Below are 25,426 nucleotides of genomic sequence, written 5' to 3' on the forward strand. Positions count from 1 at the left end.
TTTCACGCTGCTTCGATATGCTGACCGGCGATGTTGACGGCGCCGCGACGGATCCTCACGTTTCTGGCCACCACACTCATGCTGGTGGTCGCGTTCGCCGACCCCGCCTCGGCGGAGCCGGGCGAGGACGGTGGCAGCAACCTCACTGTGCGTCAAGCTCTGGACAAGGCCCTGGGCGAGTACAACGACGCCAAGGGCCGCCTGGACAAGTCCACGGCCGACCAGGCCGCGATCGAGGCTGAGCTCGGCAAGACCCAGGCGCGCCTGGCGGAGCTCGAGGTGGCGGCCGGGACCGTCGCCAGCGCCGCCTACCGCGGCCGCCGGGTCAGCCTGGTCAACGTGATGATCGGCAGCAACGACCCCAACGAGCTGCTGCACAACATGACCACGATCGAATACATGGTCTCCCGCGACGACAAGGCGCTGCACGAGCTCGCCGAGACGCGCGCGAAGCTGGAGCAGCAGAAGGCCGACATCGCCGCGGCGGTCGCCAACCAGCAGGCCCAGCTGAAGATCATGGAAGCGAACAAGAAGACCGCCGAGGACGCGCTGAAGAAGGCGGGCGGCGGCGGGGCCACCACCGGCGCACCGACCGGCGGCGTGGTCACCACCAAGCCGGTCGCGCGCAACTCCGACGGTTCGTATCCGAAGGAAGGCTGCACCCTCAAGGACCCGACCACCGGCAACTGCATGTCCCCGCGGATGCTCAACGCCTACAACGAGGCCAGGCTGGCCGGCTTCACCCACTACACGTCGTGCTACCGCAGCGGCGGCGGTGGTGACCACCCGCTGGGCAAGGCCTGCGACTTCTCGGCCAACAAGAGCACCTTCGTCAACGCCCGCGCGACCGGCGACGACCTCGCCTACGGCAACAAGCTCGCCGCGTGGTGCGTGGCCAACGCGAAGAACCTCGGCGTCAAGTACGTCATCTGGTACAAACGCATCTGGCAGCCCAGCAGCGGCTGGAAATCCTACGGCGGCGACGGCACCCCCGCCGGCGACCATTACAACCACGTACACCTGTCGATGCAGTAGCTCAGTCCCGCAGCGCGTCCAACGCCAGCAGGGCCACATGCAGCGACAGGCACACCCGCACCGAGTCGAGATCCACCCCGAGGACCCTGCGGATGCGGGCCAGGCGCTCGTAGAACGCCGGCCGTGACAGGTGGCTGTGCTCCGCCGCCGCGGACTTGTTGCGCCCGCACTCCAGATACATCCGCAGCACCCCGAGCAGCTGCTCCCGCGGGTGCCGGGCGTCGTGCGCGAGCAGCGGGCCGAGTTCCTGCTCCACGAACGTCTGCAGCCGCGGCTCGTCGCGCAGCATGTGCAGCAGGCCCGGCAGGCCGACGTCGGCGAGCCGGACCACCTCGCCGGGGCCCGACGCGACGTGCCGGACCGACATCGCGACCTGGCTCGCCTCCAGCAGCGACCGGCGCGCCTCCTTCGGCGTCGCCACGGCCTCCCCCGCCGCCACGACCACGTCACCGTCGGCGATGGCCCGGATCCGCACCGCGAGCCGGTGCAGCGCGTCGCGCTCCTCCTCGACGCTCCGCAACGCCAGCAGTATCCCGGCGCTGCCGTCGTCGAGCGCACCCGCGAGCCCCGTCAGCGCGGCCTCCCGCAGCGCCCGCGCCGCGGTCTCCGCCCGGCCCGGACGGATCACCACACCGATCAGGTGCCGCCGTTCCAGTGGTACCCCCAGCGCCCGCGCCCGCACGACCACGTCGTCGACCGGCCCGGTGTGCCGCAGCAGCGCGGTGAGCAGCGCGGTCTGCGTCTGCTGCTCGACGTCGTCGCGGTGGGTCAGCCGCACGAGCGCCAGGGCCGACGCGGCCCGCTCGATGAGGATGACGTGCCGCGCCGCGGGCGCCGCCGCCGGCAACCGGATCAGCAGCCGCCCCCAGTCCTGCCCGCGCGCGCCGACGACGGTGACGAGCCAGCCCGCCTCCGCGTCGTGCCCGGTGCGCCCCGGCGGCTGCACCGCCCGCGAATGCGACTCCCAGTTGGCCAGCAGCAGCTCTGCCGAGCCGCCCGCGGCGTCGTACGCAAGGACCTGCCGCGAAAGATTCTCCAGCACGACGGGTGCACCGGCGAGCGCCGCGGTCTGCGCGACCACCTCCGCCGGCGCCGCCCCCTCCACCGACAGGTCCGTGAACCGCTGGTGGATCTCGGCGGTCGCCCGCAGCTCCGCCAGCTGCGCGTCCACGATCATCCCGTGCACCGCCTGCGTGATCAGCACGAACGGCGTGCCCCGGTGCAGCTCGACCAGCGGAAACCCGAGCTCCTCCGCGGTGCGGACCATGACGCCCGGCAGCCGCTGCGAGTAGCGCCGCCCCATCTCCACGGCCAGGCCGCACGCGCCGACGTCGGCCAGGTCGGTGATGAACCGGCGCAGCCCCGCGTCGTCCAGCGGCAGCCCGATCCCCGTGATGAGGACCAGCTCGCCGCCGCGCAGCAGGGTCGCGATGTCCGGCACCTCGGAGCTGTGCACCCACCGCACGGCCTGATCGAGGCCGCGCTCCCCCGCCACGACCCTTGGCGCACCGTTGCGGACCGGGTCGAGCTCGAGCACCTCACGAACCGACGGGAACATCAGCGCGGATGCTACAACTTCCCGGTCGCCATCCGGGCGGGCGACAGCTGGGGCCGGCCTTGACCATGCAGCACGTGTACGTGGCGCTGGAACGCGACGAGAGCGGCTACCCGCCGTTCGAGGCGGAGGAGATCGACGCGACCGAGGTCGGCCGCGGCCGGTTCCGGATCGAGGGGATCCCCGTGTTCGTCGTCGGGATGGCGCGCGGCGACGTGGTCCGCGTCAAGCGCAGGCGCGGCGACGACCGGCTCTGGGTCACCGCGATCGTGTCGAACAGCGGCCACTGGACGTCCCGCGTCGTGCCGGTCGACAGGACCGCACTCGACCGGGTGGCCCGCCAGTTCGTGGCGCTGGGCTGCGACGCGCACGCCACGCCGTTCGGGATGGTCGCGGTCGACGTCCCCGCCTCGGTCCCGGCCGCGGCCGTCATGCAGGTGCTGCGGCAGGGTCAGGACGCCGGCGCCTGGCACTACGACCTGGGCGTCGTGCCCGCTTGACACCCGGGCCGCGGGCCGGGCGTGCGCTCGCACCCACCGCACTTGGCAGAATCGACCGGGTGCTGACCGCCGAGACCATCACCGACCCCGACGACGCGCGCATCGGCGACTACCGGGCGCTGACCGACGTCGAGCTGCGCACCCGGTGGGAGCCGCCGAACGGGCTGTTCATCGCCGAGGGCGAGCTGGTGATCCGCCGGGCGTTGCGGGCCGGGTACCGGCTGCGGTCCGTCCTGATCGACGCCAAGCGCGTCGGGCAGCTCGACGACCTGCCCCTCGACGGTGCACCCGTCTACGCCGGCGACCAGGCGGTGCTCGAAGCCATCACCGGGTTCCACGTCCATCGCGGGGTCCTCGCCAGCTTCCACCGCAGGCCCGACCTGACCGCGGCGGAGGTCCTGGCGACCGCCCGGCGGGTCGCGATCCTGGAGGACGTCAACAACCACACCAATGTCGGGGCGATCTTCCGGGGTGCGGCGGCGCTGGGCATGGACGCGGTGCTGCTGTCGCCGTCGTGCGCGGATCCGCTGTACCGGCGCAGCGTGCGGGTCAGCATGGGTGAGGTGTTCGCGATCCCGTACGCGCGGATCGAGCCGTGGCCCGACGGGCTCGCGGCGGTCCGCGCGGCGGGGCTCACGCTGCTGGCGATGACGCCCGCACCGGACGCGGTGCCGATCCAGACGTTGAGCGCCGCGCAGCGGGAGCGCACGGCGCTGCTGCTGGGCGCGGAGGGGCCTGGGCTGTCGGCCAAGGCCCTCGACGCGAGCGACGTGCGGGTGGTGATCCCGATGCGCAACGGCGTCGATTCGCTCAATGTCGCCGCGGCGGCCGCCGTCGCGTTCTGGGAATTGTGCCGCTGACGCCTTGCTCCGTGATTACACCCGGCGGCGGATCCAGCGGCGGATCAGGGTGCCGGTCAATGCCAGCAGGAACAGGAAGATACCGGCCCGCCAGGCGTCGCCGCTGGTGTTCTCTCCGGTGTAGGACAGCATGCCGATGAAGAAGAACGCCACGTCGGCCACGATGACCGCCAGCAGCACCTTCGTGTCGATGCCGACGCCGCGCCGCGCCGCCGTCTGCGGCTGGTGCACGTTGATGGTCCCGCCGCCCTGGGTGGCGTACACGTTGCCGCCGGGACCGGCCGAGTTGTACTGGTTGGAATTGTTCGACGGGCCGTTACCCGCGCTCATAGCACTCCCTGCCGTCACGTCGCTTCGCTGTCACCATGACATTGCGGCAATGACGGGCTCCTCCGCCGTGCGGTCAGAACCGGGGCCGTTCCGGACGGACGCGCCCGATTGATCGGACGGCGGGCGTGGACGACTCGCCGTGATCAATGGCTGCGGCGCGTGGCGATTGCCGGACACGGCACGGCGAACCGTCCGCATGACGGATCAACAAAGCGTTGCGCGGGTTGGTTCAGTGAGCCTGACGGACGATTCGGTGGAGGTGTCCCGATGCGCGACACGCAGATCAACCGCGCCGACGGTGGCGGCACGGTGTACGGGGTCATGGGTGGGGGAAGCATCAACATCCACGGCACCGCCGAGGCGGCACCGTCACCGGCGGCTCCCGAGGTCCGCATCCGCGTGCTGATGCTGGCGGCCAACCCGGTGGACACCCCGCGCCTCGCCCTCGACGAGGAGGCCCGGGAGATCACCGAGAAGCTGCGGCTGTCGCAGGACCGGGACGCCTTCGAGCTCGTCACCCGCTGGGCGGTGCGCTCCTCGGACCTGCTGCAGCACCTGAACCAGCACCGTCCGCACATCGTCCACTTCAGCGGCCACGGGGACCGGACCGGCTCGATCACGCTGTCCGCGGGCGGCGGCGACAGCCGGCCGGTCGGCACGGAGGCGCTCGCCGAGCTCTTCCGGGTCGTGCGGGACGACATCCGCGTCGTCGTGCTCAACGCGTGCCACTCCGCCGCCCAGGCGCAGGCGATCGGCCGGCACATCGACTTCATCGTCGGCATGCGCACGCGGGTCACCGACGAGTCGGCGGTCGTCTTCGCGTCGGCGTTCTACTCCGCGCTGGGCTTCCGCCGCACGGTGCCGCAGGCGTTCGAGCAGGCGAGGACCGCGCTGATGCTGCACGGCCTGGCCGACCACGACGTCCCGGAGCTGATCATCAGACCCGGTGCCGACGTGGCCGGCACGATCGGCGGTTGAGCCGCGACGCTAGCGCTCCAGCTCGCGGGTCGGCTGGTCGTCCAGGGCGGCCAGGTCCTGGGCGGTGATCCCGGCGGGGGTGCTCTTCGGGTTGCCGGAGACCTGCGCGGAGGCCGCGGCGGCCTCGGCGTTCGCGGCCGCGGCGGCGTCCTCGGCCGAGCGGCGCGCCTCGATGACGTCGGCGGACTCCGCCTCGTCGGCGCGTGACTCGACGAGACCGGCGCGGGCCGAGTCGGACATCTGAGTGATGCCGCCGAGCGCGCCGCCGATGCCCTCCAGGGCCTTCGTCAGCTCGACCGGCAGGATCCACAGCTTGTTGGACTGCCCGGCGGCAATCTGCGGCAGCGACTGCAGGTACTGGTACGCCATGACCTTCGAGTCGGGGTTCGCCGCGTGGATCGAGTCCACGACGGTCCGGATCGCCTTCGCCTGGCCCTCGGCGGTGAGGATGCGGGACTGCCGGTCACCCTCGGCGCGCAGGACCGCGGCCTGCTTCTCACCCTCGGCGGTGAGGATCTGCGACTGCTTGAGGCCCTCCGCGTGCAGGATCGCCGCGCGGCGGTCACGCTCGGCGCGCATCTGCTTCTCCATCGAGTCGCGGATGCTCGGCGGCGGCTCGATCGCCTTCAGCTCGACCCGGGTCACCTTGATCCCCCAGCGGCCCGTGGTCTCGTCCAGGACCCCGGACAGGTGCCGGTTGATCTCGTCGCGGCTGGTCAGGGCCTTCTCCAGGTCCAGTGAGCCGATCACGTTGCGCAGCGTCGTGACGGTGAGCTGCTCGATGCCCTGCAGGTAGCTGTAGATCTCGTAGGTGGCGCGGACCGAGTCGACGACCTTGAAGTACAGGACGGTGTCGATCGACACGACCAGGTTGTCGGAGGTGATGACGGGCTGCGGCGGGAAGCTGACGACCACCTCGCGCTTGTCGACCTTGTTGCGCACCGAGTCGATGAACGGCACCAGGATGTTGAGGCCGGGGGTCAGGGTGCGGCTGTACTTGCCGAGCCGCTCCACGACGTACTCGACCTGCTGGGGCACGACCTTGACCATCTTGACGACGGTGACGATGAACAACAGCGCGGCGGCGATGACGACGATCGCCACGAACGTACTCGGATCCACTTGGCTCAGTCCTTCCACACCATGGCGGTGGCACCCTTGATCTCGATCACCCGGACCCGGTCCCCGACCGCGAACGTCTGCGTCGCGTCGTAGGGGCGGGCCCGCCACATCTCACCGTCGATCTTGATCTGCCCACTGTCGTGGTCGACGGCCTCGATGACCAGCGCCATCGAGCCCTCCAGGGCCTCGACGCCCATCTGCGTGTCGCGCACGTCGCGGCGCATGTACCGCGTCAGCGTCGGCCGCACGGCGAGGAACGACAGAGCCGACACGACCGCGAACACCGCCGCCTGCACCGGCACCCCCGCACCGAGGGCCGCCGCGCCGGCCGCGGCGAACGCGCCGAGGCCGAACATCAGCAGGACGAACGTGGTCGTGAAGATCTCCGCCACGATGAGCGCGGCGCCGACGACGAGCCAGACGATCAGCCACAGGTCCACCCTTCGATCGTGTCACGCCGATGCTCGTGGCGCTGCTCCCTGATCACTCGTCTTGCCGAATCCTTGTCGATACGCGGTGCGCCCCGGCCCGGCGCACAGTTGGGGAGTCAGTCGCCCTCTTCATCCCTCTTCATCGCACTCGGAGGTCACCCGTGCCGCTGCTGCCCGAGACCGTCTCGCGCGTCGACGACCTCGTCGCCCACGCCCATGCCGGTGGGCGGGTGCCCGCCCTCGTCGCCGGGGTCGTCCGCGACGGCGTCCTGGAGCACGTGGCGACCGGCGGGCTGGACGGTCCGGTCACCGGGTTGCAGTTCCGGATCGGGTCGATCACGAAGACCATGACCGCGGCGCTCGTCCTCGCGCTGCGCGACGAGGGGAAGCTGGCCCTCGACGACCTGCTCTACCGCCATCTCCCCGGTACCCCCGTCGGCGCCGTCACCATCCGGCAGCTGCTCGGCCACGCCGGCGGTGTGCAGCGCGAACCGGACGGCGACTGGTGGGAGCGCGCCGCGGGGGTGGACGTCGACACGTTCCTGTCCACGCTGACGGCCGACAAGGTCGCCTACCCACCCCTGCACGGGTATCACTACTCGAACCTCGCCTACGGGCTGCTGGGCGCGATGGTGGCCCGGGTCGGCGGCGAGGACTGGCAGTCGTTGCTCGCCAAGCGGCTCCTCGGCCCGCTGCAACTGGACCGCACGACGTACGCGCCGGTGGAGCCGTTCGCGCGGGGCTACGTCGTACACCCGTGGCTGGACGAACTGCGCGAGGAGCCGCGACACGACGCGGCCGCGATGGCGCCCGCCGGGCAGCTGTGGTCGACGGTGCAGGACCTGTCGCGGTGGGCGGCGTTCCTGGCCGAGCCCGACCCGGCGGTCCTCGCGCCGGCGACCGTGGCGGAGATGTGCGCGCCGGTCGTGATCAGCGACCTGGACGGCTGGACCGCCGGGCACGGCCTCGGCCTGCAGCTGTGGCGGCGCGGGGAGCGGGTCTTCGTCGGCCACAGCGGCTCGATGCCCGGCTACCTCGCGGTCCTCGCCGTGCACCGGCCGTCGCGCACCGGGGTGGTGGCGTTCGGCAACGCGTACACCATGCGCTACTCCGGTGGGCTCAGCGGTTTCGGCCTCGACCTGCTCGGCGCCGTGCTGGACCGCGAGCCGGCGCGGGTGGCGCCGTGGCGGCCCCGGGAGGAGCCGCCCGCGCAGATCGCGCCGCTCACCGGCCGGTGGTGGTGGATGGGCCAGGAGCACGAGGTCGGCTGGGCCGACGGGGAGCTGGTGGTGACGCCGCTGACGACGGGCCGCCGGGGGTGGCGCTTCACACCGGACGGGCCCACCGCGGACCTGTGGCGGGGCCGCTCCGGCGACAACGACGGCGAGCTGCTGCGGGTCGTGCGCGACGCCGACGGTGCGGTGGTCGCGCTGGACATCGCGACGTTCGTGCTCTCGCGGGACCCTTGGCCGTCCTGCTAGACCTCCTCGTCGGGTTCCGTGACGAAGTCGATGAGGCGTTCCACGGCGTTGATGAGCGGGGTTTCGACGTCGCGGTAGCTTGAGACGGACGCGAGGATGCGGCGCCACATGTCGGCGGGCTCTGCCACGCCGAGCCTCTCGCAGACGCCTTCCTTCCAGGGTCGCCCGGGTGGGATGACGGGCCACTCGCGGATGCCGAGGGCCGCGGGTTTGACCGCCTGCCACACGTCGACGTAGGGATGCCCCGTGATGAGCGCATAGGGTGACCGGATATTTCCGACAATTCGGCTTTCTTTGGAGTTCGGCACGAGGTGGTCGACGAGCACCCCGAGGCGCGCCACGGGCCCCGGATGGAACGCGGCGACGGCCTCGCTCAGCTCGTCGATCCCGTCGAGCGGCTCTACCACGACACCCTCGACCCGCAGGTCGTGGCCCCAGATCCGCTCGACGAGCGCGGCGTCGTGGATGCCCTCGACCCAGATCCGGCTCCGTCGCGCCACCCGGGCCGTGAGCCCCGTCACCGCGATCGACCCGGAGCTGGTGATTTTTCGTTGCTGCGGGTGTACGGCCACCGCCGGCCTCGTCAGCGTCACCGGCTCCCCGTCGAGCAGGAACGCGGCCGGCTCGAGCGGGAAGTTGCGGCGCTTGCCGTGCCGGTCCTCCAGCACCACCGCGCCGAACTCGAACCCGACCACGGCCCCGCAGAACCCCGAGTCGGCATCCTCCACGACCAGGTCCAGCTCAGCGTCCACCGTCGGGACCGTGCGCCGTCTCCGCCAGTCGTTGTTCGCCAGGACGTCCATGGACGGCAAGCGTATCGGCTGACGCCCTGTCCGCCTGCGAGACATACCGGCACGTCAGCACGTACCCTTGCTCCCATGTCCCCCGCAGCACGCGCGGCGACCCTGCAGGCGCGCCGCTCGGCGCGTTTCGTGGCATGGGTCCGGGCGTGGCGCGCCGGCCTCGTGCCGTGCGACGACGCCGCCGCCGAGATCTCCGGCGACGAGGAGCACATGGTCTCCGACGTCCCCGGCACGTGGACCGACGTGTCCTTGACGGACGCGATCGCCGCGCTGTCCAAGCTCCACCCGGACGAGGTCCGCCTGGTGCTCCCCGCCCCAGGCGACCCCCGTGGCCTGCCCGGCCCCGGCCCGTTCAGTGGCGCGGCGCTCCTGGCCGGCGAGGGCGTGATCGCAGGCGGACTCGGTTTCGTGCCGGAGGTCCGCCTGCACACCTCCGGCTCCGGCGACGAGTTCGAGACGGTCCGCTGGCAGGTCTTCGTCCTGCCCACCTCCGTCCCACCGGCAGGCGGCCCTTCGACGGCCGAGGCGGAGGCAGAGCTGTCCGCCGAGCTGGCAACCGCGACCCGCACCCTCGCCAAGCTCGACATTGCCCAGTGGCGCCCAGAGCTCGCCGGCGCCATCGAAGCACTCCGCAAACCCGACGGCGCCACGGACCTGCCCCCTGGCTACGACCCCCGGGCCCGCCGCCTGTACGCCCGAGCCTCGGTCCTGGACCGCGTCCTGGCCCTCGCCGAACACGCAGCCCCCGGCGGCGCCATCAACGGCTACGAGGTCCAGCAACGCGACGCCGCCCTGCGCCCCCTGACCACGGCCTGCCGCAGAGCCTTGGTAGCCGCCTGCAACGCCCCGATGTTGTAAAGCTGCCGCGCCTCCGGCACGGCGGCAGGGGTTCCCACCCGCGACGCGCTCTCCCACCAGCCCGAGTGGACAGGTTGGGGCGCTGCGCTTCCCCGGTCCGTCGTGGTCACCGTCTCTACCGGGCTGGAGTGGGGCAGCCGCCACTGCAATCCTGCCGCAGCTCCGCTGCGGCGGCGGGGGTTCCCACCCGCACCCCCATACTCGCTGCGCTCGCACTCTCGGAACCGGCCCGACCGGATAGGTCGGGGCGCTGCGCTTCCCAGGCCCGCCGGGGGCACCCTTCCTTACGGGCCGGAGCGGGGCAGCCGCCACTGCAATCCTGCCGCAGCTGCGCTGCGGCGGCGGGGGTTCCCACCCGCACCCCCATGCGCCGCTCCGCGCCGCACTCTCCTACCAGCCCGAGTGGTTGGGTCGGGGCGCTGCGCTTCCCAGGCCCGCCGGGGTCACCGTTCCGTACGGGCTGGAGTGGGGCGGCCGCCGCTGCAATGCTGCCGCAGCTGCGCTGCGGCGGCGGGGGTTCCCACCCGCAACCCCATACTCGCTGCGCTCGCAGTCCCCTATCGGGTGGGGTGCTCGGAGTGGTTATTCGAAGCGGGACAGGAGTTTGCGGGACAGGGTGTCCAGGTGGTGGCGTTCGTCGGGGGTCAGGGTGGACAGCAGGTTGGACTCGTTGGCCACGTGGACTGTGGTGACCTCGTCTGTCAGGGTGACGCCGCGGGGGGTCAGGGCGATCAGCATGCTGCGGCGGTCCTCGTGGTTGGCGCGGCGTTCGACCAGGCCGGCGGCTTCGAGGCGGTCGAGGCGGTTCGTCATCCCGGCGCGGGACAGCATGAGGACGTCGGACAGCGCTGACGGGGTCAGGACGAACGGGGTGCCGGAGCGGCGGAGCGCGGCAAGGACGTCGTACTCGCCGCGTTGCAGGCCGAAGCGGGTGAAGGTCTCGTCGACGGCCCTGCCCAGGTGGGCGAAGAGCCGGCCCAGACGGCCGAACGTCTCCATCGCGGCCAGGTCGAGGTCGGGCCGCTCGCGGTGCCACTGCGCCATGATGCGGTCCACGTCGTCGGGCGTCGCCATGCCGACATTCTATGGATCGACAGATAGTTCGACGCCGTATTATCAGACGCATGACTACTTTGCCGAAGCAGACGCTGGCGTTGCAGGCCGAGATCGTGATCGACCGGGATGCGCAGGTCGTGTGGGATGTGCTGGCCGACTACGGCAACGATGTGCTGTGGCGCAAGGGTGTCACGTCGATGGTGCCGACGCCCGCTGGGGCGGTCCGCGCCGGCACGACGACGGAGGAGCACATGCGGGTGGCCGGCGGGGCGTACCACAACGTCGGCGTCGTCACCGGGGTCGGTCCGGGGCTGCGGTTCGCCTGGCGCACCACCAGTGGCGCGGACGCCGACGGCTCGCGCACGGTCACCGCGACCGCCGCCGGCGCATGCCTGGTGCGGCTGGAGCTCAACGTCCGCCTGCACGGCGCGCAGCGTCTCGCGGCGCCCCTGTTCCGCGCGACGCTGCGGCGCGCCCTCACCGGAGACGCCGGGCGGCTCCGCGCCCTGGTGGAAACGGCCGGTGCTACACCTCGTCGATCAGGTGCGCGACCGACGGGATGATGCGCGACGGCCGGTACGGGTAACGCTCCACGTCCGCCACCGTCGAGATGCCGCTGAGGACCAGGATCGTCTCCAGGCCCGCCTCGAGGCCGCACAGGACGTCGGTGTCCATGCGGTCGCCGATCATCGCGGTGGTCTCCGAATGCGCGTCGATGCTGTTGAGGGCGGAGCGCATCATCATCGGGTTGGGCTTGCCGATGAAGTACGGCTCGATGCCGGTCGCCTTGGAGATCAGGGCGGCGACGGCCCCGCACGCAGGCAGGGCACCCTCGTTGGAGGGGCCGGTGGCGTCGGGGTTGGTGCAGATGAAGCGGGCGCCGTCGTTGATGAGCCGGATCGCCTGCGTTATCGCCTCGAAGCTGTAGGTGCGGGTCTCGCCCAGCACCACGTAATCCGGTTCGGTGTCGGTCAGGATGTAGCCGACCTCGTGCATCGCGGTGGTCAGGCCGGCCTCGCCGATGACGTAGGCGGTGCCGCCGGGGCGCTGCGTGTCCAGGAACTGGGCGGTGGCCAGGGCCGAGGTCCAGATCGCGGACTCGGGCACGTCGAAGCCGATGCGCCGCAGGCGGGCCTGCAGGTCGCGGGCCGTATAGATGGAGTTGTTGGTCAGGATCAGGAACGGCTTGCCGGACGAGCGCAGCCGGTTGACGAACTCCGGTGCGCCGGGCACGGGCTCGCCCTCGTGCACGAGGACCCCGTCCATGTCGGTGAGCCAGGACTCGATGGGCTTGCGTTCTCTCACGCGTACATGCTCCCTCAGAAACGTTTCGGTCCTATACGCGTTTCGGTGACACGCAGCAGTCGTCCGGGCAGAAATCCCAGGTGGGGACGGTTCCGAGTGCGTGACGAACGTTACTGTGAGCAAGCACGCGCTCGTCGACGAGCTGTCGGATCATCGTCACGAACCGGGGGTCGACGCCCGGTGTGGCGGCGCGGGCGAAGGCGAGCCCGAGCTTCGCGGCGGTGTCGCGGGCCTCGTTGTCGAGGTCCCAGATCACCTCCAGGTGATCGGAGATGAAGCCGACCGGGCTGACCACGACCTCCTTCACGCCGTCCTCGGCGAGCCGCGTCAGGTGGTCGTTGACGTCGGGCTCGAGCCACGGCACCTGGGGCGGGCCGGAGCGGCTCTGCCAGACCAGGTCCCACTCCAGCTCGGGGGCGGCCGCGGCGGCGACCAGGGCGGCCGTCTCCAGCAGCTGCGCGCGGTACCGGCCGACCCCGCCGGGCCCGGAGGCGTCGTTCATGGCGGTCGGGATCGAGTGTGCGGTGAAGACCAGCCGCGCGCTGAGGCGGGACGGCAGGGACTCCAGCGCTGCCCGTACCGCGGCGGCATGCGACTCCACATAGAGCGGATGGTCGTGGAAGTGGCGGATCTTGTCGATCTGTGGGGCATCGGGCCCGACGGCGTCCCGGGCCCGGGCGATGTCGTCCTGATACTGGCGGCAGGAGGAGTTCGAGCCGAAGGGGCTGGTGACGAAGGCGAGCGCGTGGCGGACCCCGTCGTCGCGCATCTGCCGGACGGTGTCTTCGAGGAACGGGTGCCAGTTGCGGTTGCCCCAGTACATGGGCAGGTCCATGGCGGGGCGCAGTGCGTCGAGCAGGGCGCGGTTCTGCGCGTTGATCGGTGAGACGCCGCCGAAGTGCCGGTAGTGCCCGGCGACGGCCTCGAGGCGCGCAGCGGGGATGCCGCGCCCTCGCGTCACGTTTTCCAGGAAGGGCAGGACGTCGTCCTGCCCTTCCGGACCGCCGAACGAGACGAGCAGGAACGCGTCATAAGCCACGCGTCCCATTGTTACAACAGGGTCAGGAGGAACCGACCGCGTGGTACCCGCCGTCGACGTGCACGATCTCGCCGGTCGTGGCCGGGAACCAGTCCGACAGCAGCGCGCAGCAGGCCTTCGCGGCGGCGACCTGGTCGTTGAGGTCCCAGCCGAGCGGCGCGGTCTTCGCCCACGACTCCTCGAACACAGCGAAACCCGGGATTGACTTCGCCGCCATGGTACGAAGGGGACCCGCCGCGACCAGGTTCACCCGGATGCCCCGGGGGCCGAGGTCCCGCGCGAGGTAGCGCGAGGTGGACTCCAGGCCCGCCTTGGCCACGCCCATCCAGTCGTACACCGGCCACGCCTTGGTCGCGTCGAAGTCGAGGCCCACGATCGAGCCGCCGGTGCCCATCAGCGGCAGGCACGCCACCGCCAGGGACTTGTACGAGAACGTCGACACGTGGATCGCGGTCGCCACGTCCTCCCACGGCGTCTCCAGGAACCCGCCGCCGAGGCAGCTGGCCGGGGCGAACCCGATCGAGTGCAGGACGCCGTCGAGGCCGTCGACGTGCTCGCGCACCTTGTCCGCGAGGCCGGCGAGGTGCTCCGGGTTGGTGACGTCGAGCTCGATGACCGGCGCCTCCTTCGGCAGCCGCTTCGCGATCCGCTCGACGAGCGAGAGCCGGCCGAACCCGGTCAGCACGACGGTCGCGCCCTGCTCCTGGGCGAGCTTGGCGACGGAGAAGGCGATCGACTGGTCGGTGATGATCCCGGTGATCAGCAGCCGCTTGCCTTCGAGCAGTCCGCTCATGGTGCTCCTCTTCGTTCAGCTCTGGTTAGTGGCCCATGCCCAGGCCGCCGTCGACGGGGATGACGGCGCCGCTGATGTACCCCGCGGAATCGCTCGCGAGCCAGGTCACCGCGCCCGCCACCTCCTCGGGCTTCGCCATCCTGCCGAGCGGGATGGCCTTCTTGTATTCGGCCTGCGTCGCCTCGGGCAGCACGGCGGTCATGTCCGTCTCGATGAACCCGGGCGCCACCACGTTGGCGGTGATGTTGCGGCTGCCCAGCTCACGGGTGATCGACCGGGCCATGCCGACCAGGCCGGCCTTGCTCGCGGCGTAGTTGACCTGCCCGGGCCCGCCGTACAGGCCGACGACGGAGGAGATGAAGATGATCCGTCCCCACTTGGCCCGCAGCATCTTGCTGGAGGCGCGCTTCGCGACCCGGAACGAGCCCGTGAGGTTCGTGTCGATGACCCGGGTGAACTGGTCCTCGCTCATCCGCAGCAGCAGCGTGTCGTCGGTGATGCCGGCGTTGGCGACGAGCACCTCGACGGGGCCGAGCTCGGCCTCCACGGTCGTGAACGCGGCGTCGACCGCGGCATTGTCGGTGATGTCACACTGCACGCCGAACAGGCCGTCGGGAGCGCCGGACCCCCGGTGGGTCACCGCGACCCTGTCACCCTGCGCGGCGAATGCCTGCGCGATTGCCAGCCCGATCCCTCGGTTACCGCCGGTGACCAGCACGGTCCTCGCCACGTTGCCGCCCTTCTGCGATTCCTGCGATTAGCTGTACGGAGATTAGGTGTTACTGACGGGTACCCGCCAACTCGCCGGTCGGCTGATGTGGGCCGTGAGGCGTGGCGCTACCATGAGCGCGTCTGCACGTGCTTTTTGCTGACCGCCCGGTGCGGCTGCTGCTCCCTGGAGGTGATCGCTGTGCGAAGTAGCGATCCTTCCAGTCGTGACTCGGTGTAGTCCTTCCCCGGTCACGGCTCCGCGTGTCTGTTCTGGAGTTCTTCTCGAGACACACCGTTGGGAGCACGTCATGAGCCGCTTCATCGCGCCCATTGGATTCTTCCTGGCCGCCATGTGGGTCGCTGCGCTTTTCTACATGGTCGGAGCACATTAATCTTCCGCTGCGGCCTTCGGCCGTCCAGGAGCAGTGGGGGATTCTCACCCCACACCCCCAATGCTCCCGCTGGTCGCACGGCCTGCGCTTCGCGCGGCCGACTCACACGCATGCGCGTGGCGATTGAAGACCGGTGGTTCGGGTTGCGGGTCGTGCCAGGTCTGTCGTCCTATTCGCCTGCCCTGCGCGCGAGACGCGAAGGCAGGCCCATCCGCGATGGACCCGCACGCGCCGTCGTTTTTGTTCTTGGGTTATGGGAGGCGGCTGCCCCAGAGGAGGCTTAGGCCGCCGGCTAGCAGGGCCATGATGAAGCCGGCGCCCAGGTACCACTGGGTGATCTCGCGGGGCTTGGTCTTGTAGCCGATGGAGCTGCCCATGTCGGTGTAGACGCGCTTGAGCTCTTCCTTGCTGGCGGCCTCGTAGAAGTAGCCCTTGGTGGTCTCGGCGACCTTCTGCAGCGAGGCCCGGTCGACGGGGACGCGCTGCGGGGTGTTGCCGATGCGGACCACGCCCTCGTCGGTGCCGAACGCGATCGTCGACACGGGCACGTTGGCGGCGGAGGCGGCGGAGGAGGCGTCCTCCAGGGAGCGGCCGGCGGTGCGGAAGCCGTCGGACAGCAGGACGATGCGGGCCGGCGGCGGGCCTGAGGCGCCGTCGGCGGGGACGGTGCGGATCGCGTCGAGACTGGTGAAGACGGCCTCGCCGGTGGCCGTCGACTCCTGCAGGGTGAGGCCGTCGATCGCCTGGAGCACCGAGTTGCGCTCCTTCGTCGGGGACACCAGCACGCTCGCGGTCTTGGCGAAGGAGACGAGGCCGACGTTGAACGAGGCCGGCAGCTGCCTGACGAAGTCGGTGGCCGCGGACTTGGCGGCCTCGATGCGGGTCGGCTGCACGTCGGTCGCCTGCATCGACAGGGAGACGTCGATGGCGAGCATGATGGTGGCCCGCTCGAGGGGTTCCTTGGTGTCCACCGACGGGCGGGCCATGCCGAAGCTGAGGATGAGCAGGCTCAGCAGGAACGCGGCGGCGCTGACGTGGCGCCGGGCGCCGATGCCCTTGGGCACCAGGCTGCTGAGCAGGTCGACGTTGGTGAACTTGACGGCGAACGCGCGGCGGTGCAGTTGCCGCCAGACGTACACGCCGATGACGGCAAGGACGGGCAGCAGCGACAGCAGCCACCACGGTGAGAGCAAACGGATCATCGGGTCGTCCCCCTCGTCCGGGCGTGCCGCTGGGCGGCGACGAACCGGACGATGTCGAGCAGCCAGTCGGAGTCGGTGCGCAGTCTCAGGTGCGCGGCGTTGGCACCGCGCAGTGCCGAGGCTATCTCGGCGCGCTGTGCGGCGGCCGCGTGTGCGTAGCGGTGCCGCAGCTTCGGGTCGGCGGTCTGCACCTCGTGCATGCGGCCGGTCTCGGGGTCGACGAGGGCGATGACGCCGACGTTGGGCAGCTCGAGCTCGCGCGGGTCGACGATCTCCACCGCGAGGAGGTCGTGGCGGACGCCGAGCTTGCGCAGCGGGCGGGCCCACTGGGCGACCGGGGTCATGAAATCGGAGATGACCACGGCCATGCCCCGGCGGCGCGGCGGGCGGTTGAGCATGTCGACGAGCGCGCCGAGGTCGGCGCGGCCGGGCTGGGCCGCCGTCATGGCGATCGCCCGCAGCAGCCCCTGCGCGTCCTTGCGGCCGGGGCGTGCCGGCAGCCGGTGCATGTCGCCGGCGGTGCCGACGACGGCGCCGATGCGGTTGCCGCCGCGCACCGTCAGGTGCGAGACCGCAGCCGCCGCGGCGATCGCCAGGTCGCGCTTGAGGTAGCGGGCGGTGCCGAAGTCGAGGCTGGCGGACAGGTCGACGGCGAGCCAGGTCTCCAGCTCCCGGTCGGCGACGGTCTGCCGGACGTGCGGCAGCGTCGTGCGGGCCGTGACGGGCCAGTCCATGCGCCGCACGTCGTCACCCGGCCGGTACTCCCGGGACTCGCCGGCCTCGGTGCCGGGGCCCGGCAGGAGGCCCAGGTAGTCACCCTGGAGCAGGCCGTCAAGCTTGCGGGTGACGAGCAGCTGCATGCGGTTGAGCACGACCTCGGCGCGGGCGTCGTCCGTGGCCATGGATCAGCAGCCCCTCAACGGCCCGGCCAGGTGGTGATCGTGGTCGGCGGCGCCCCGACGGTGCCTGCCCCGGCCGCGACGGCCTGCTGGCGCGGCGCGACGGTCGGCGGCGGCACCGCGGCGAGGACCCGCTTGACGATGTCGTCGGCGGAGATGTCGTCGGCGAGCGCGTCGTAGGACAGCACCAGGCGGTGGCGCAGGATGTCCGGCGCGATGTCCTGCACGTCCTGCGGCAGCGCGTAGTCGCGGCCGCGCAGCAGGGCGAGGGCCCGCGACGCACGGACGATGCCGAGCGAGGCGCGGGGGCTCGCACCGTACTGGATGAGCTGCGCGATGTCGGGCAGGCCGTGCTCGGCGGGTGCCCTGGTCGCCACCACGAGCCGCACGGCGTAGTCGACGAGCGCGTTGTGCACGAACACGTCGTCGGCCTTGTCCTGCAACGCCATCAGCTCGGTCGGGGTGAGCACGGCGACCGGCTCCGGGGTCTTCACGCTGACCCGGTAGACGATCTCGCGCTCCTCGCTGTCGGTGGGGTAGCCCACCTGGATCTTCATCAGGAAGCGGTCCCGCTGCGCCTCGGGCAGGGGGTAGACACCCTCCTGCTCGATCGGGTTCTGCGTGGCCATGACCAGGAACGGCCGGGGGACCTTGTGGGTCTCGCCGCCGATCGACACCTGCTGCTCGGCCATGATCTCCAGCAGCGCCGACTGCACCTTGGCGGGCGCGCGGTTGATCTCGTCGGCGAGCAGGAAGTTGACGAACACCGGGCCGAGCTCGACGTCGAACTTCTCGCTGGACTGCCGGTAGATCCGGGTGCCGACGATGTCGGCGGGCACCAGGTCGGGGGTGAACTGGATGCGGGAGAACGTGCCGCCCACCACCCGCGCCAGGGTCTCCACGGCGAGGGTCTTCGCCACGCCGGGCACGCCCTCGAGGAGCACGTGGCCACGCGACAGCAGCGAGACGAACATGCGCTCGATCATGCGGTCCTGGCCGACGATGACCCGTTTGACCTCGAACAGGGCGCGCTCCAGCACGGTCGCGTCCTGAGCGGGTGTCGAGACCTGCCCGCCTGGCGGCGAGACGGGGTTGCTCGGCTGGGTCACCGGTCCTCCACTCATGCTGGCAATCAGAGTGCTCCAAGCGTCGCACGCCGGACCAACCGAACGCGATCCGACGTCACTGGGAAGCTTCTGGGAGTCCTGGTCGCGACCGATTTTTACCGATTTTTCGGATAACTGGCTAGTGATTCTCCGGGAATTTCGGATCGGACACCTTGGGTGACTGGACATCACCCGTACCCGCGTGGGTACGATTCACCCCGTCGCCGGGCGGCTTCCCCCGTGGCCGCCCGGCGCTCATCCTCTCCCCCGCTGGCACACTGGCCGCGTGGATCCCCTCATCTGCTCCGCCAAGGGCTGCCGCGCCCCGGCGACGTGGCAGCTGCGCTGGAACAATCCGAAGCTGCACACCCCCGACCGTCGCAAGGTCTGGCTCGCCTGTGACGCGCACCGCAGCACGCTCGGTGACTTCCTGACCGCCCGCGGTTTCCTGCGCGACACGATCCCCCTCGCCCCGGATACGCTCGACCCGTGACCGCCCCGCCTGACACCGTCTCGTGGCGGTCGATCTCGCCCCGGTACTTCTGGCTGCGCCTCGGCGTCCTGACCGTCTGGACCCTCGCGGTCGCGGTCGCGGCCGCCGTCGCCGCTCTCCTGGTCAACGCATGGTTGCTCCTGCTGACGTTCGCCGTGTTGGTGCTGGGTGTGCTCCGCGCCGTGTTCATGCGCCGCTCGATCCGCGCCTGGGGCTACGCCGAGCGGGCCGAGGACCTCCTCGTGCGGCACGGGCTGCTGGTGCGGCGGCTGTCGATCGTCCCGTACGCGCGGATGCAGTTCGTCGACGTCACCGCCGGCCCTCTCGAACGCGCCGCCGGCCTGGCCACCGTCACCCTGCACACCGCCGCCGCGGCCAGCGACGCCTCCGTGCCGGGACTCGAGGCGGCCGAGGCGACCCGGCTGCGGGACCGGCTCGCCGCCCTCGGCGAGATCCGCGAAGAGGGCCTGTGAGGCAACGACTCCACCCGCTGACCCCGCTGCTGAAGGGGGCCAAGCTGGTGGCGTTCGCCGCCGTCGCCGTCTCCTGGCGCGGGCTGAGCGACCTGGGCCCGCTGCACTGGCTCGCCGCGATGGGCGTGATCCTCGTCGTCGCCGTCCTCGTCTCCGCCGTCGTGTGGCTGGTCACCGGCTACGAGATCGTCGGCCGGGAGCTGCGGGTGCACGAGGGGCTGATCTCCCGGCGTACCAGAACGATCCCGCTCGAACGGGTCCAGGCCATCGACGTGGTCCGCCCGCTGCTCGCCCGCGTCTTCGGGCTCGCCGAGCTGCGCCTGGAGGTGATCGGCGCCGGCAAGACCGAGGCGCCCCTGGCCTACCTGACCGTCGCCGGCGCGGCCAGCCTCCGGTCCCGGCTCATCGGCCTGTCCACCGGCGTGGCCCATGCCCCGGCCGGCGACACCGACGTGGCGGGCGTCTTCACGGTCGTGAACCGGCGGCTGCTGCAGGCCCAGCTGCTCACCCCGCAGGCCCTGGCGGTGCCCGTCGGCCTCGTCTTCGTCTCCTGGCAGGCCTCCCTCGACCCGGCCTGGACCCTGATCGGCGCCGCCAGCACGATCACCGCGTTCCTCGGCGTCTTCCAGGTCCCCGTCCGCCGCGTCCTGGACGAGTGGGACTTCACCATCGGCACCGACGCCGCCGCGCTGCGCGTGCGCCAGGGCCTGCTCAACAAGCGCAGCCAGACCGTGCCGCCCCGCCGCGTCCAGGGCCTCAAGGTGACCTGGCCGCTGCTGTGGCGCTCCCCCGGCTGGGCCCGCGCCCGCATCGACGTGGCCGGGTATGCCGGCGACGGCGAGGCACAGCTGCGCGCCGGCACCCTCGTGCCCGTCGCCGCCTCCGCCGACACCCTCGCCGTCGCCGCCGGCGTCCTCGGCGCCGCCGTGCACGCCACCGTCGGCGCACCGCCGCTCGACGCCGCCGCCCTCCCCGTCGCCGGCCCGCCCCGCCGCGCCCGCTGGCTCGCGCCCCTTGCCTGGTCCCGCATCGGCATCGCCGTCACCGACACGGTCGTCGCCGTCCGCGAGGGCGTCCTGACCCGCGAGCTCGTCGCGGTGCCCCTGATCCGCGTGCAGAGCGTCCGGGTCACGCAGGGCCCGCTGCAACGCGCCCTCGACCTGGCCACCGTCCACGTGGACACCGCCGGTGGGCTGCACGCGGTCGGCCGGCACCGCGCCACCGCCGACGCATACGCCCTCGCCGACCTCCTCGCCGACCGCTCCCGGGCCGCCCGCCGCGCCGCCACCCGCCCCCGGGTGTCCCTGCTGAAGCCCCCTGCCGCGCCCCCGCCGCCCCCGGACGCGACCGAGCCCGGGTAGGTCAGGCAGCGCCGCGGCGCGGGCGTCAGGCGGCGGCGTGGGCGAGGCGTGGGAGAACCTCGCCGATGGGATCGCGGATGACCATGTCGGCGACGGCGTCGTACGGGGTCTCGGCGGCGTTGACGATGACCACCATGGCGCCGGCCTTGCGGGCGACGTCGACCAGGCCGGCCGCCGGGTGCACGGTCAGGGACGTGCCGACGGCCAGGAAGATGTCGCAGCCCATCGCGGCCCCGGCGGCGGCCTCCAGCGTGGCCAGGTCCATGGCCTGGCCGAAGGAGATCGTCGCGGACTTCAGCAGGCCGCCGCAGGCCAGGCAGGCCGGGTCGGGGTCGCCGGCCGTGACGCGGGCCAGGGTTTCGGGCATCGGGCGGCGCTCGGCGCAGCCGAGGCACTGCGTCTGCGAGAGGGTGCCGTGCAGCTCGATGACGGTCGCGGCGCCGGCGCGCTGGTGCAGGCCGTCGATGTTCTGGGTGATGACGGCGGTGAGCTTGCCGGCGCGTTCGAGGTCGACGAGGGCGTGGTGGGCGGCGTTGGGCTCGGCGGTCCACGCGGGGTTGTGCAGCCGCTCCTGCCAGGCGCGGCGGCGGATCTGCGGGTCGGCGACGTAGTGCTCGATCGAGGAGAGCTTCATCGCCTCGGGGTCGCGGGTCCAGACGCCGCCGGGGCCGCGGAAGTCGGGGATGCCGGAGTCGGTGGAGATGCCGGCGCCGGTGAGGGCGACCACCTCGCCGGCGTTCACCCAGGCCGCAAGGTCACGCATGCACCCGACTGTAGCGGCGGGGTTTTCGCCTCGAAACTCATTAGTGTGGGGGGTATGGGCTTCTCTGTGGACGCGGCACCGTGGGTGGGGGCGGTCGCCCGGGTCGAGCTGACCGTCACCGACGCCGACACGGCGCAGTCGCTGGGGTCGGGTGACGTGCCGGTCCTCGGCACGCCGAAGCTCCTGGCGCTCGCCGAGGCGGCGACGGTCGGCGCGCTGGTCCGGCGGCTGCCGCCGGGGTGGACGACGGTCGGGACACGGGTCGAGCTGGAGCACCGGGCGGCGACCCCGATCGGGGGCAGGGTCACCGTCGAGGCGCGACTGGCGAAGGCCGACGGCCGGAAGCTGGTCTTCGAGATCGTCGCCCGCGACGGGAGCCAGGTGATCGCCGACGGCCGGGTCGAGCGGGTGATCGTGGAGCGTCACCGTTTCCTGGAGAAGGCCCGGGGAGACGCACAGCAGGAGACGCACAAGTAGGAGACGCACAGCAGGGGGTGCGCCATGACCGTGTTGCGGGAGATCGCCGCCGGGGTGCACGTCACCCGGCACGGTGTGAGGGCAACCCTGGTCGTCGGGGACGACCTGGCGCTCGTCGTGGACACCCTCGCGGACGAGGCGCAGGCGCGGGGGCTGCTCGCCGCGGTCCGCCGGGTCACCGCGCTGCCGCTGGTCGTGGTCAACACCCACGAGCACGCCGGGCACTGCGGCGGCAACGCCGTCTTCGCCGCCGAGGGCGCGTCACGCGTGGCGGTGCCGGACCACGCCGGACCGGCGCCGGTGCCGGTGCCGCTCGGCGGGGGCAGGGTCGTGCACCTGCGGCATGCGGGACGCGGGCACTCCGCCGGCGACCTGGTCGCGCTCGTGCCCGACGCCGACGTCGCGGTGGTCGGGGACCTGGTGGAGCAGGGTGGGCCGCCGCGGTTCGACGACGCGTACCCGCTCGAATGGCCGGACACCCTGGCCGCGTTGCAGCCGGCGCTGACCGGGCAGACGCAGGTCGTGCCGGGCCACGGCACGGTCGTCGACGCGGCGTTCGTGCGGGCACAGCACGAGCAGCTCGCCGCGCTCGCGTGGCTGATCCGCGACGGTGACACGGACGGGGCGCCCGCCGAGCGGGTCGCGGAGCGGTCACCGTTCGAGGGCTCACTCACCGCCGTCCGGCGCGGATACGCCCAGCTGCACAAGCCCTGAGGCGTGGATGCCGGGCCGCGGCGGACCCACTCACCGGACACGCCTCAGGCGGGGATCGCGGACACGTCCCGGTCGAAGTTGCGGTGGGTGGCCAGGGCGGCGAGCAGGCGGCCGGCCGGGTCGTCGTCGAGGATCAGGGCGGGGTCAGCACCGTCGAGAGGGCCGTCGAGCGGGATGTGGGCGCGGTGCAGGACGTCCTGGCCGGTGCCGGACGCCGCGACCGCCTTGCCGTGCTTGTAGGCCTCGGCGGCGAAGTTGACCGCGACGCCGTCCGCGGCGAGCGCCAGGGCGCCGTCGGGGATGGCGACGGCGTCGTAGAGCACGGAGGAGACGGTGCTCATCGCCCGGGTGACCTCCATCGGCAGGCCGTCGTCGGTGTCGACGGTACCGGCGACGGGCCCGAGCAGTTCGACGAGCACGCCCCGCTCGTCGAGGGCGTCGCGGAGCCGGACGACGGCCCGGGCCGAGACGCCGTCGCCGACGAGGACCGCGACCTTGCGGGTGGCGACGGGACCGGGCGCGGTCACGGCCTGGCTCAGCGCGGCCGAGGCGCGACCGTGGTTGTCGACGGACTTGACGGGTTCCTCGACGCCGATGCCTGCGGCGACGGCGACCGCGAGGTCGTGGTCGACGCGGTTGAGGTGCTCGACCATGCGCACCCGGATGGCCATGGTGTCGACCTTGCCGAGCTCGAAGCGGTACGCGGCCACGATGTGCGCCCGTTCCCACGCCGACATGCTGTTCCAGAACAGGGTCGCCTGGCTGTAGTGGTCGGCGAAGGTGACGCTGCGCTTGCGTTCCTTGGGCCCGTCGACCGTCTCGGCGAAGTGCGCGAAGCCCGCGCCGCGGGCCGGCAGGTTGCCGCCGAGGGAGTTGGGCAGGTAGTTGGCCCGGCCGGTGGGTACCCGCTGCTGGTGCAGGCCGTCCTGCTGGTGGTTGCGGACCGGCGCGTGCGGCCGGTTGACCGGCAGCTGCGCGAAGTTGGGCCCGCCGAGGCGGGTCAGCTGCGTGTCGAGGTAGGAGAACAGCCGCGCCTGCAGCAGCGGGTCGTCGGTGAAGTCGATGCCGGGCACGACGTTGCCGACGCAGAACGCGACCTGCTCGGTCTCGGCGAAGAAGTTGTCCGGGTTGCGGGTGAGCGTGAGCCGCCCGACCGGCGTGACGGGGACGACCTCCTCGGGGATGAGCTTGGTGGCGTCCAGCAGGTCGATGTCGTCGAACGCGAACGCCTGCTCCTGCGGGATGAGCTGCACGCCGAGCTCCCACTGCGGGAACACGCCCGCCTCGATCGCCTCCCACAGGTCGCGGCGGTTGAAGTCGGGGTCCTTGCCGGAGATCTTCTGCGCCTCGTCGAAGACCAGGGAGTGGGTACCGAGCGCCGGCGTCCAGTGGAACTTCACGAACGTGCTGTGCCCGTGGCCGTTGACCAGGCGGAAGGTGTGCACGCCGAAGCCCTGCATCATCCGGTACGAGCGCGGCAGCGCCCGGTCCGACATGAGCCAGATGAGGTGGTGCATCGTCTCGGGCTGCAGCGACACGAAGTCCCAGAACGTGTCGTGCGCGGACGCGGCCTGCGGCATCTCGTGGTGCGGCTCGGGCTTGAGGGCGTGCACCAGGTCGGGGAACTTGATGCCGTCCTGGATGAAGAAGACCGGCATGTTGTTGCCGACCAGGTCGAAGTTGCCCTCGCGGGTGTAGAACTTCGTGGCGAAGCCGCGCACGTCCCTCGGGGTGTCGGTGGAGCCGCGGGAGCCCTGCACGGTGGAGAACCGCACGAAGACGGGCGTCTCGGCGTCCGGGTCGGTGAGGAAGTCCGCGGTGGTGTACTCGTCGAGGGGCTCGTAGACCTTGAACACGCCGTGCGCACCGGCGCCGCGGGCGTGCACGACCCGCTCCGGGATGCGCTCGTGGTCGAAGCGCATGAGCTTCTCCCGGAGGTGGAAGTCCTCCAGGAGGCTCGGCCCGCGGGCACCCGCGCGCAGCGAGTTGTCGGTGTCGGCGACGGGGATGCCCTGGTCGGTGGTCAGTGCGCCCTCGTTGAACGCCCGGTGGTCCGATGTGGCGGTCATACTTCAAGGGCTACCGCGGTTCGCGGCTTTTACACACGTTCGGCGGCATCTTCACTGATACGGATCTGGGTTGCGACCTGCTGCAGCGCGGCAGCCAGCCCGGCGCCGTCGACGCCGCGACCGGGGGCGACGAGGTGCTGCACCACCACGCCCGTGAGCAGCGCCTGGTAGAGGGCCCCCGTGCCCGGGCCGCCGCCGAACAGCTCGGCGAGGCCCTCCTGGGCGGCCGCGAGCGAGTGCTGCCAGCGCTCGTGCAGCTCGGGGAGCACGGCGAGCTGCGCGACCACCTCGAACTGCAGCTTCCACAGCGCCGGCTGGGCCTCGACGGAGGCGATGATCCGCGTCCAGATCGCCACGAACCGGGCATGCGGGTCGAGCGCCGCGTCACCCTCGTCGCGCAGCGCGTCCTCCAACGCGGCGCCCCAGCTCTCCATGGCCCGGTCGAGCGCGGCGTTGAGCAGCGCGTCTGTGGTGCCGAAGTGGTAGCCGATCGCGGCGAGGCTCACGCCGGCCGCCGCGGCGACGTCGCGGGCGGTGGTGCGCGCGTAGCCCTTGTCGAGCAGGCACTCGATGGCGCCGTCGAGCAGCTTCTCCTTGTTACCCATGCCCTGATCATACGT

Annotated in this window: 28 protein-coding genes; 12 read left to right on the top strand and 16 right to left on the bottom strand. The window is 71.7% G+C overall.

The annotated features are described in order from the left end of the window. Positions 1-30: 30 nt before the first annotated feature. A complete protein-coding gene (locus OHA72_RS62155) occupies positions 31-1,035 on the top strand; it encodes a coiled-coil domain-containing protein (RefSeq protein ID WP_327005400.1) in 1,005 nt (334 codons plus the stop codon). Between the two features lies 1 nt (position 1,036). Here OHA72_RS62155 and OHA72_RS62160 read toward each other — a convergent pair whose 3' ends face one another. Then, on the bottom strand, positions 1,037-2,593 hold the full coding sequence (locus OHA72_RS62160; protein WP_327005401.1) for a PucR family transcriptional regulator: 1,557 nt from the start codon (positions 2,591-2,593) through the stop codon (positions 1,037-1,039). A 74-nt stretch (positions 2,594-2,667) separates the two neighbouring features. Here OHA72_RS62160 and OHA72_RS62165 point away from each other — a divergent pair, with 74 nt between their 5' ends. Then, positions 2,668-3,090: a DUF4265 domain-containing protein gene (locus tag OHA72_RS62165; RefSeq protein ID WP_327005402.1), complete on the top strand. Its 423-nt coding sequence runs from the start codon at positions 2,668-2,670 to the stop codon at positions 3,088-3,090. Between the two features lie 62 nt (positions 3,091-3,152). After that, complete coding sequence (locus OHA72_RS62170; RefSeq protein WP_327011913.1) at positions 3,153-3,950, top strand: TrmH family RNA methyltransferase; 798 nt, start codon at positions 3,153-3,155, stop codon at positions 3,948-3,950. A gap of 15 nt (positions 3,951-3,965) precedes the next feature. Here OHA72_RS62170 and OHA72_RS62175 read toward each other — a convergent pair whose 3' ends face one another. Beyond that, positions 3,966-4,280 (bottom strand): hypothetical protein, encoded by a 315-nt coding sequence (locus OHA72_RS62175; RefSeq protein ID WP_327005403.1) that lies wholly within the window; start codon positions 4,278-4,280, stop codon positions 3,966-3,968. Positions 4,281-4,547: 267 nt separating this feature from the next. On the opposite strand from OHA72_RS62175, the gene OHA72_RS62180 reads away from it, so the two are divergent. After that, a complete protein-coding gene (locus OHA72_RS62180) occupies positions 4,548-5,258 on the top strand; it encodes a CHAT domain-containing protein (protein WP_327005404.1) in 711 nt (236 codons plus the stop codon). A gap of 9 nt (positions 5,259-5,267) precedes the next feature. Here OHA72_RS62180 and OHA72_RS62185 read toward each other — a convergent pair whose 3' ends face one another. Beyond that, the gene (locus tag OHA72_RS62185) at positions 5,268-6,308 is read right to left on the bottom strand and encodes an SPFH domain-containing protein (RefSeq protein ID WP_327011914.1); all 1,041 of its coding nucleotides are present in this window, start codon (positions 6,306-6,308) and stop codon (positions 5,268-5,270) included. A 77-nt stretch (positions 6,309-6,385) separates the two neighbouring features. Beyond that, positions 6,386-6,814, bottom strand: a complete 429-nt coding sequence (locus OHA72_RS62190) for an NfeD family protein (RefSeq protein ID WP_327011915.1) — start codon at positions 6,812-6,814, stop codon at positions 6,386-6,388. Between the two features lie 158 nt (positions 6,815-6,972). Here OHA72_RS62190 and OHA72_RS62195 point away from each other — a divergent pair, with 158 nt between their 5' ends. Continuing rightward, complete coding sequence (locus tag OHA72_RS62195) at positions 6,973-8,292, top strand: serine hydrolase domain-containing protein (protein ID WP_327005405.1); 1,320 nt, start codon at positions 6,973-6,975, stop codon at positions 8,290-8,292. Here OHA72_RS62195 and OHA72_RS62200 read toward each other — a convergent pair. After that, positions 8,289-9,095 carry a DUF3097 domain-containing protein gene (locus OHA72_RS62200; protein WP_327005406.1) on the bottom strand — a complete coding sequence of 269 codons (807 nt, stop codon included), beginning with the start codon at positions 9,093-9,095 and terminating at the stop codon, positions 8,289-8,291. The genes OHA72_RS62195 and OHA72_RS62200 overlap by 4 nt on opposite strands. 75 nt (positions 9,096-9,170) lie before the next feature. On the opposite strand from OHA72_RS62200, the gene OHA72_RS62205 reads away from it, so the two are divergent. Beyond that, complete coding sequence (locus OHA72_RS62205) at positions 9,171-9,953, top strand: Rv1486c family protein (protein WP_327005407.1); 783 nt, start codon at positions 9,171-9,173, stop codon at positions 9,951-9,953. Positions 9,954-10,535: 582 nt separating this feature from the next. On the opposite strand, the gene OHA72_RS62210 is transcribed toward OHA72_RS62205, so the two are convergent. Continuing rightward, positions 10,536-11,027, bottom strand: coding sequence for a MarR family winged helix-turn-helix transcriptional regulator (locus OHA72_RS62210; protein ID WP_327005408.1), 492 nt, complete (start codon positions 11,025-11,027; stop codon positions 10,536-10,538). 50 nt (positions 11,028-11,077) lie between these two features. Between OHA72_RS62210 and OHA72_RS62215 the strand changes: the two genes are divergently transcribed. Beyond that, on the top strand, positions 11,078-11,572 hold the full coding sequence (locus OHA72_RS62215) for an SRPBCC family protein (RefSeq protein ID WP_327005409.1): 495 nt from the start codon (positions 11,078-11,080) through the stop codon (positions 11,570-11,572). On the opposite strand, the gene OHA72_RS62220 is transcribed toward OHA72_RS62215, so the two are convergent. The 7 genes from OHA72_RS62220 to OHA72_RS62250 all read right to left on the bottom strand — a co-directional run bounded on the left by OHA72_RS62220 (position 11,535) and on the right by OHA72_RS62250 (position 18,459). After that, positions 11,535-12,314, bottom strand: a complete 780-nt coding sequence (locus OHA72_RS62220; protein WP_203851149.1) for an HAD-IIA family hydrolase — start codon at positions 12,312-12,314, stop codon at positions 11,535-11,537. The two genes, OHA72_RS62215 and OHA72_RS62220, sit on opposite strands and share 38 nt — an antisense overlap. 31 nt (positions 12,315-12,345) lie before the next feature. After that, entirely contained in the window at positions 12,346-13,353 is a 1,008-nt protein-coding gene (locus OHA72_RS62225; protein WP_327005410.1) for a ferrochelatase, read from the bottom strand. 22 nt (positions 13,354-13,375) lie between these two features. Further along, positions 13,376-14,146 carry an enoyl-ACP reductase FabI gene (fabI, locus tag OHA72_RS62230; RefSeq protein WP_327005411.1) on the bottom strand — a complete coding sequence of 257 codons (771 nt, stop codon included), beginning with the start codon at positions 14,144-14,146 and terminating at the stop codon, positions 13,376-13,378. A gap of 25 nt (positions 14,147-14,171) precedes the next feature. Then, on the bottom strand, positions 14,172-14,876 hold the full coding sequence (locus OHA72_RS62235) for a beta-ketoacyl-ACP reductase (RefSeq protein WP_327005412.1): 705 nt from the start codon (positions 14,874-14,876) through the stop codon (positions 14,172-14,174). Positions 14,877-15,500: 624 nt separating this feature from the next. Next, positions 15,501-16,451 (bottom strand): VWA domain-containing protein, encoded by a 951-nt coding sequence (locus OHA72_RS62240; RefSeq protein ID WP_327005413.1) that lies wholly within the window; start codon positions 16,449-16,451, stop codon positions 15,501-15,503. Next, positions 16,448-17,353: a DUF58 domain-containing protein gene (locus OHA72_RS62245; RefSeq protein ID WP_327005414.1), complete on the bottom strand. Its 906-nt coding sequence runs from the start codon at positions 17,351-17,353 to the stop codon at positions 16,448-16,450. The genes OHA72_RS62240 and OHA72_RS62245 overlap by 4 nt, the downstream gene beginning before the upstream one ends. 14 nt (positions 17,354-17,367) lie before the next feature. Continuing rightward, positions 17,368-18,459 (bottom strand): AAA family ATPase, encoded by a 1,092-nt coding sequence (locus OHA72_RS62250; RefSeq protein WP_442788800.1) that lies wholly within the window; start codon positions 18,457-18,459, stop codon positions 17,368-17,370. 283 nt (positions 18,460-18,742) lie between these two features. Here OHA72_RS62250 and OHA72_RS62255 point away from each other — a divergent pair, with 283 nt between their 5' ends. The 3 genes from OHA72_RS62255 to OHA72_RS62265 are packed head-to-tail and all read left to right on the top strand — an operon-like array spanning position 18,743 to position 20,783. Next, the gene (locus OHA72_RS62255; protein ID WP_327005416.1) at positions 18,743-18,949 is read left to right on the top strand and encodes a hypothetical protein; all 207 of its coding nucleotides are present in this window, start codon (positions 18,743-18,745) and stop codon (positions 18,947-18,949) included. After that, positions 18,946-19,422: a PH domain-containing protein gene (locus OHA72_RS62260; protein WP_327005417.1), complete on the top strand. Its 477-nt coding sequence runs from the start codon at positions 18,946-18,948 to the stop codon at positions 19,420-19,422. Before OHA72_RS62255 ends, OHA72_RS62260 begins: the two co-directional genes overlap by 4 nt. Next, positions 19,419-20,783 carry a PH domain-containing protein gene (locus OHA72_RS62265; protein ID WP_327005418.1) on the top strand — a complete coding sequence of 455 codons (1,365 nt, stop codon included), beginning with the start codon at positions 19,419-19,421 and terminating at the stop codon, positions 20,781-20,783. The genes OHA72_RS62260 and OHA72_RS62265 overlap by 4 nt, the downstream gene beginning before the upstream one ends. A 25-nt stretch (positions 20,784-20,808) precedes the next feature. Here OHA72_RS62265 and OHA72_RS62270 read toward each other — a convergent pair whose 3' ends face one another. Continuing rightward, entirely contained in the window at positions 20,809-21,546 is a 738-nt protein-coding gene (locus tag OHA72_RS62270; protein ID WP_327005419.1) for an SIR2 family NAD-dependent protein deacylase, read from the bottom strand. A gap of 54 nt (positions 21,547-21,600) precedes the next feature. On the opposite strand from OHA72_RS62270, the gene OHA72_RS62275 reads away from it, so the two are divergent. Together OHA72_RS62275 and OHA72_RS62280 are read left to right on the top strand one after the other, a co-directional pair. Further along, a complete protein-coding gene (locus tag OHA72_RS62275) occupies positions 21,601-22,023 on the top strand; it encodes a thioesterase family protein (RefSeq protein ID WP_327005420.1) in 423 nt (140 codons plus the stop codon). A gap of 24 nt (positions 22,024-22,047) precedes the next feature. After that, positions 22,048-22,737, top strand: coding sequence for an MBL fold metallo-hydrolase (locus tag OHA72_RS62280; protein ID WP_327005421.1), 690 nt, complete (start codon positions 22,048-22,050; stop codon positions 22,735-22,737). Positions 22,738-22,781: 44 nt separating this feature from the next. Here OHA72_RS62280 and OHA72_RS62285 read toward each other — a convergent pair whose 3' ends face one another. Together OHA72_RS62285 and OHA72_RS62290 are read right to left on the bottom strand one after the other, a co-directional pair. Next, positions 22,782-24,806 carry a catalase gene (locus OHA72_RS62285; protein WP_327005422.1) on the bottom strand — a complete coding sequence of 675 codons (2,025 nt, stop codon included), beginning with the start codon at positions 24,804-24,806 and terminating at the stop codon, positions 22,782-22,784. Positions 24,807-24,835: 29 nt separating this feature from the next. Then, positions 24,836-25,411: a TetR/AcrR family transcriptional regulator gene (locus OHA72_RS62290; RefSeq protein WP_327005423.1), complete on the bottom strand. Its 576-nt coding sequence runs from the start codon at positions 25,409-25,411 to the stop codon at positions 24,836-24,838. Positions 25,412-25,426 lie beyond the last annotated feature (15 nt).

It is taken from the genome of Dactylosporangium sp. NBC_01737, from assembly GCF_035963215.1.
Classification (GTDB): domain Bacteria; phylum Actinomycetota; class Actinomycetes; order Mycobacteriales; family Micromonosporaceae; genus Dactylosporangium.

Bases quoted from the DNA above. Each gene is read 5' to 3' on its own strand.
- OHA72_RS62285 (WP_327005422.1), bottom strand. From the start codon at position 24,806: ATGACCGCCACATCGGACCACCGGGCGTTCAACGAGGGCGCACTGACC.
- OHA72_RS62155 (WP_327005400.1), top strand. From the start codon at position 31: ATGTTGACGGCGCCGCGACGGATCCTCACGTTTCTGGCCACCACACTC.
- OHA72_RS62275 (WP_327005420.1), top strand. From the start codon at position 21,601: ATGGGCTTCTCTGTGGACGCGGCACCGTGGGTGGGGGCGGTCGCCCGG.
- OHA72_RS62270 (WP_327005419.1), bottom strand. From the start codon at position 21,546: ATGCGTGACCTTGCGGCCTGGGTGAACGCCGGCGAGGTGGTCGCCCTC.
- OHA72_RS62175 (WP_327005403.1), bottom strand. From the start codon at position 4,280: ATGAGCGCGGGTAACGGCCCGTCGAACAATTCCAACCAGTACAACTCG.
- OHA72_RS62160 (WP_327005401.1), bottom strand. From the start codon at position 2,593: ATGTTCCCGTCGGTTCGTGAGGTGCTCGAGCTCGACCCGGTCCGCAAC.
- OHA72_RS62205 (WP_327005407.1), top strand. From the start codon at position 9,171: ATGTCCCCCGCAGCACGCGCGGCGACCCTGCAGGCGCGCCGCTCGGCG.
- OHA72_RS62210 (WP_327005408.1), bottom strand. From the start codon at position 11,027: ATGGCGACGCCCGACGACGTGGACCGCATCATGGCGCAGTGGCACCGC.
- OHA72_RS62245 (WP_327005414.1), bottom strand. From the start codon at position 17,353: ATGGCCACGGACGACGCCCGCGCCGAGGTCGTGCTCAACCGCATGCAG.
- fabI (WP_327005411.1), bottom strand. From the start codon at position 14,146: ATGAGCGGACTGCTCGAAGGCAAGCGGCTGCTGATCACCGGGATCATC.
- OHA72_RS62180 (WP_327005404.1), top strand. From the start codon at position 4,548: ATGCGCGACACGCAGATCAACCGCGCCGACGGTGGCGGCACGGTGTAC.
- OHA72_RS62290 (WP_327005423.1), bottom strand. From the start codon at position 25,411: ATGGGTAACAAGGAGAAGCTGCTCGACGGCGCCATCGAGTGCCTGCTC.
- OHA72_RS62280 (WP_327005421.1), top strand. From the start codon at position 22,048: ATGACCGTGTTGCGGGAGATCGCCGCCGGGGTGCACGTCACCCGGCAC.
- OHA72_RS62200 (WP_327005406.1), bottom strand. From the start codon at position 9,095: ATGGACGTCCTGGCGAACAACGACTGGCGGAGACGGCGCACGGTCCCG.
- OHA72_RS62215 (WP_327005409.1), top strand. From the start codon at position 11,078: ATGACTACTTTGCCGAAGCAGACGCTGGCGTTGCAGGCCGAGATCGTG.
- OHA72_RS62240 (WP_327005413.1), bottom strand. From the start codon at position 16,451: ATGATCCGTTTGCTCTCACCGTGGTGGCTGCTGTCGCTGCTGCCCGTC.
- OHA72_RS62185 (WP_327011914.1), bottom strand. From the start codon at position 6,308: ATGGTCAAGGTCGTGCCCCAGCAGGTCGAGTACGTCGTGGAGCGGCTC.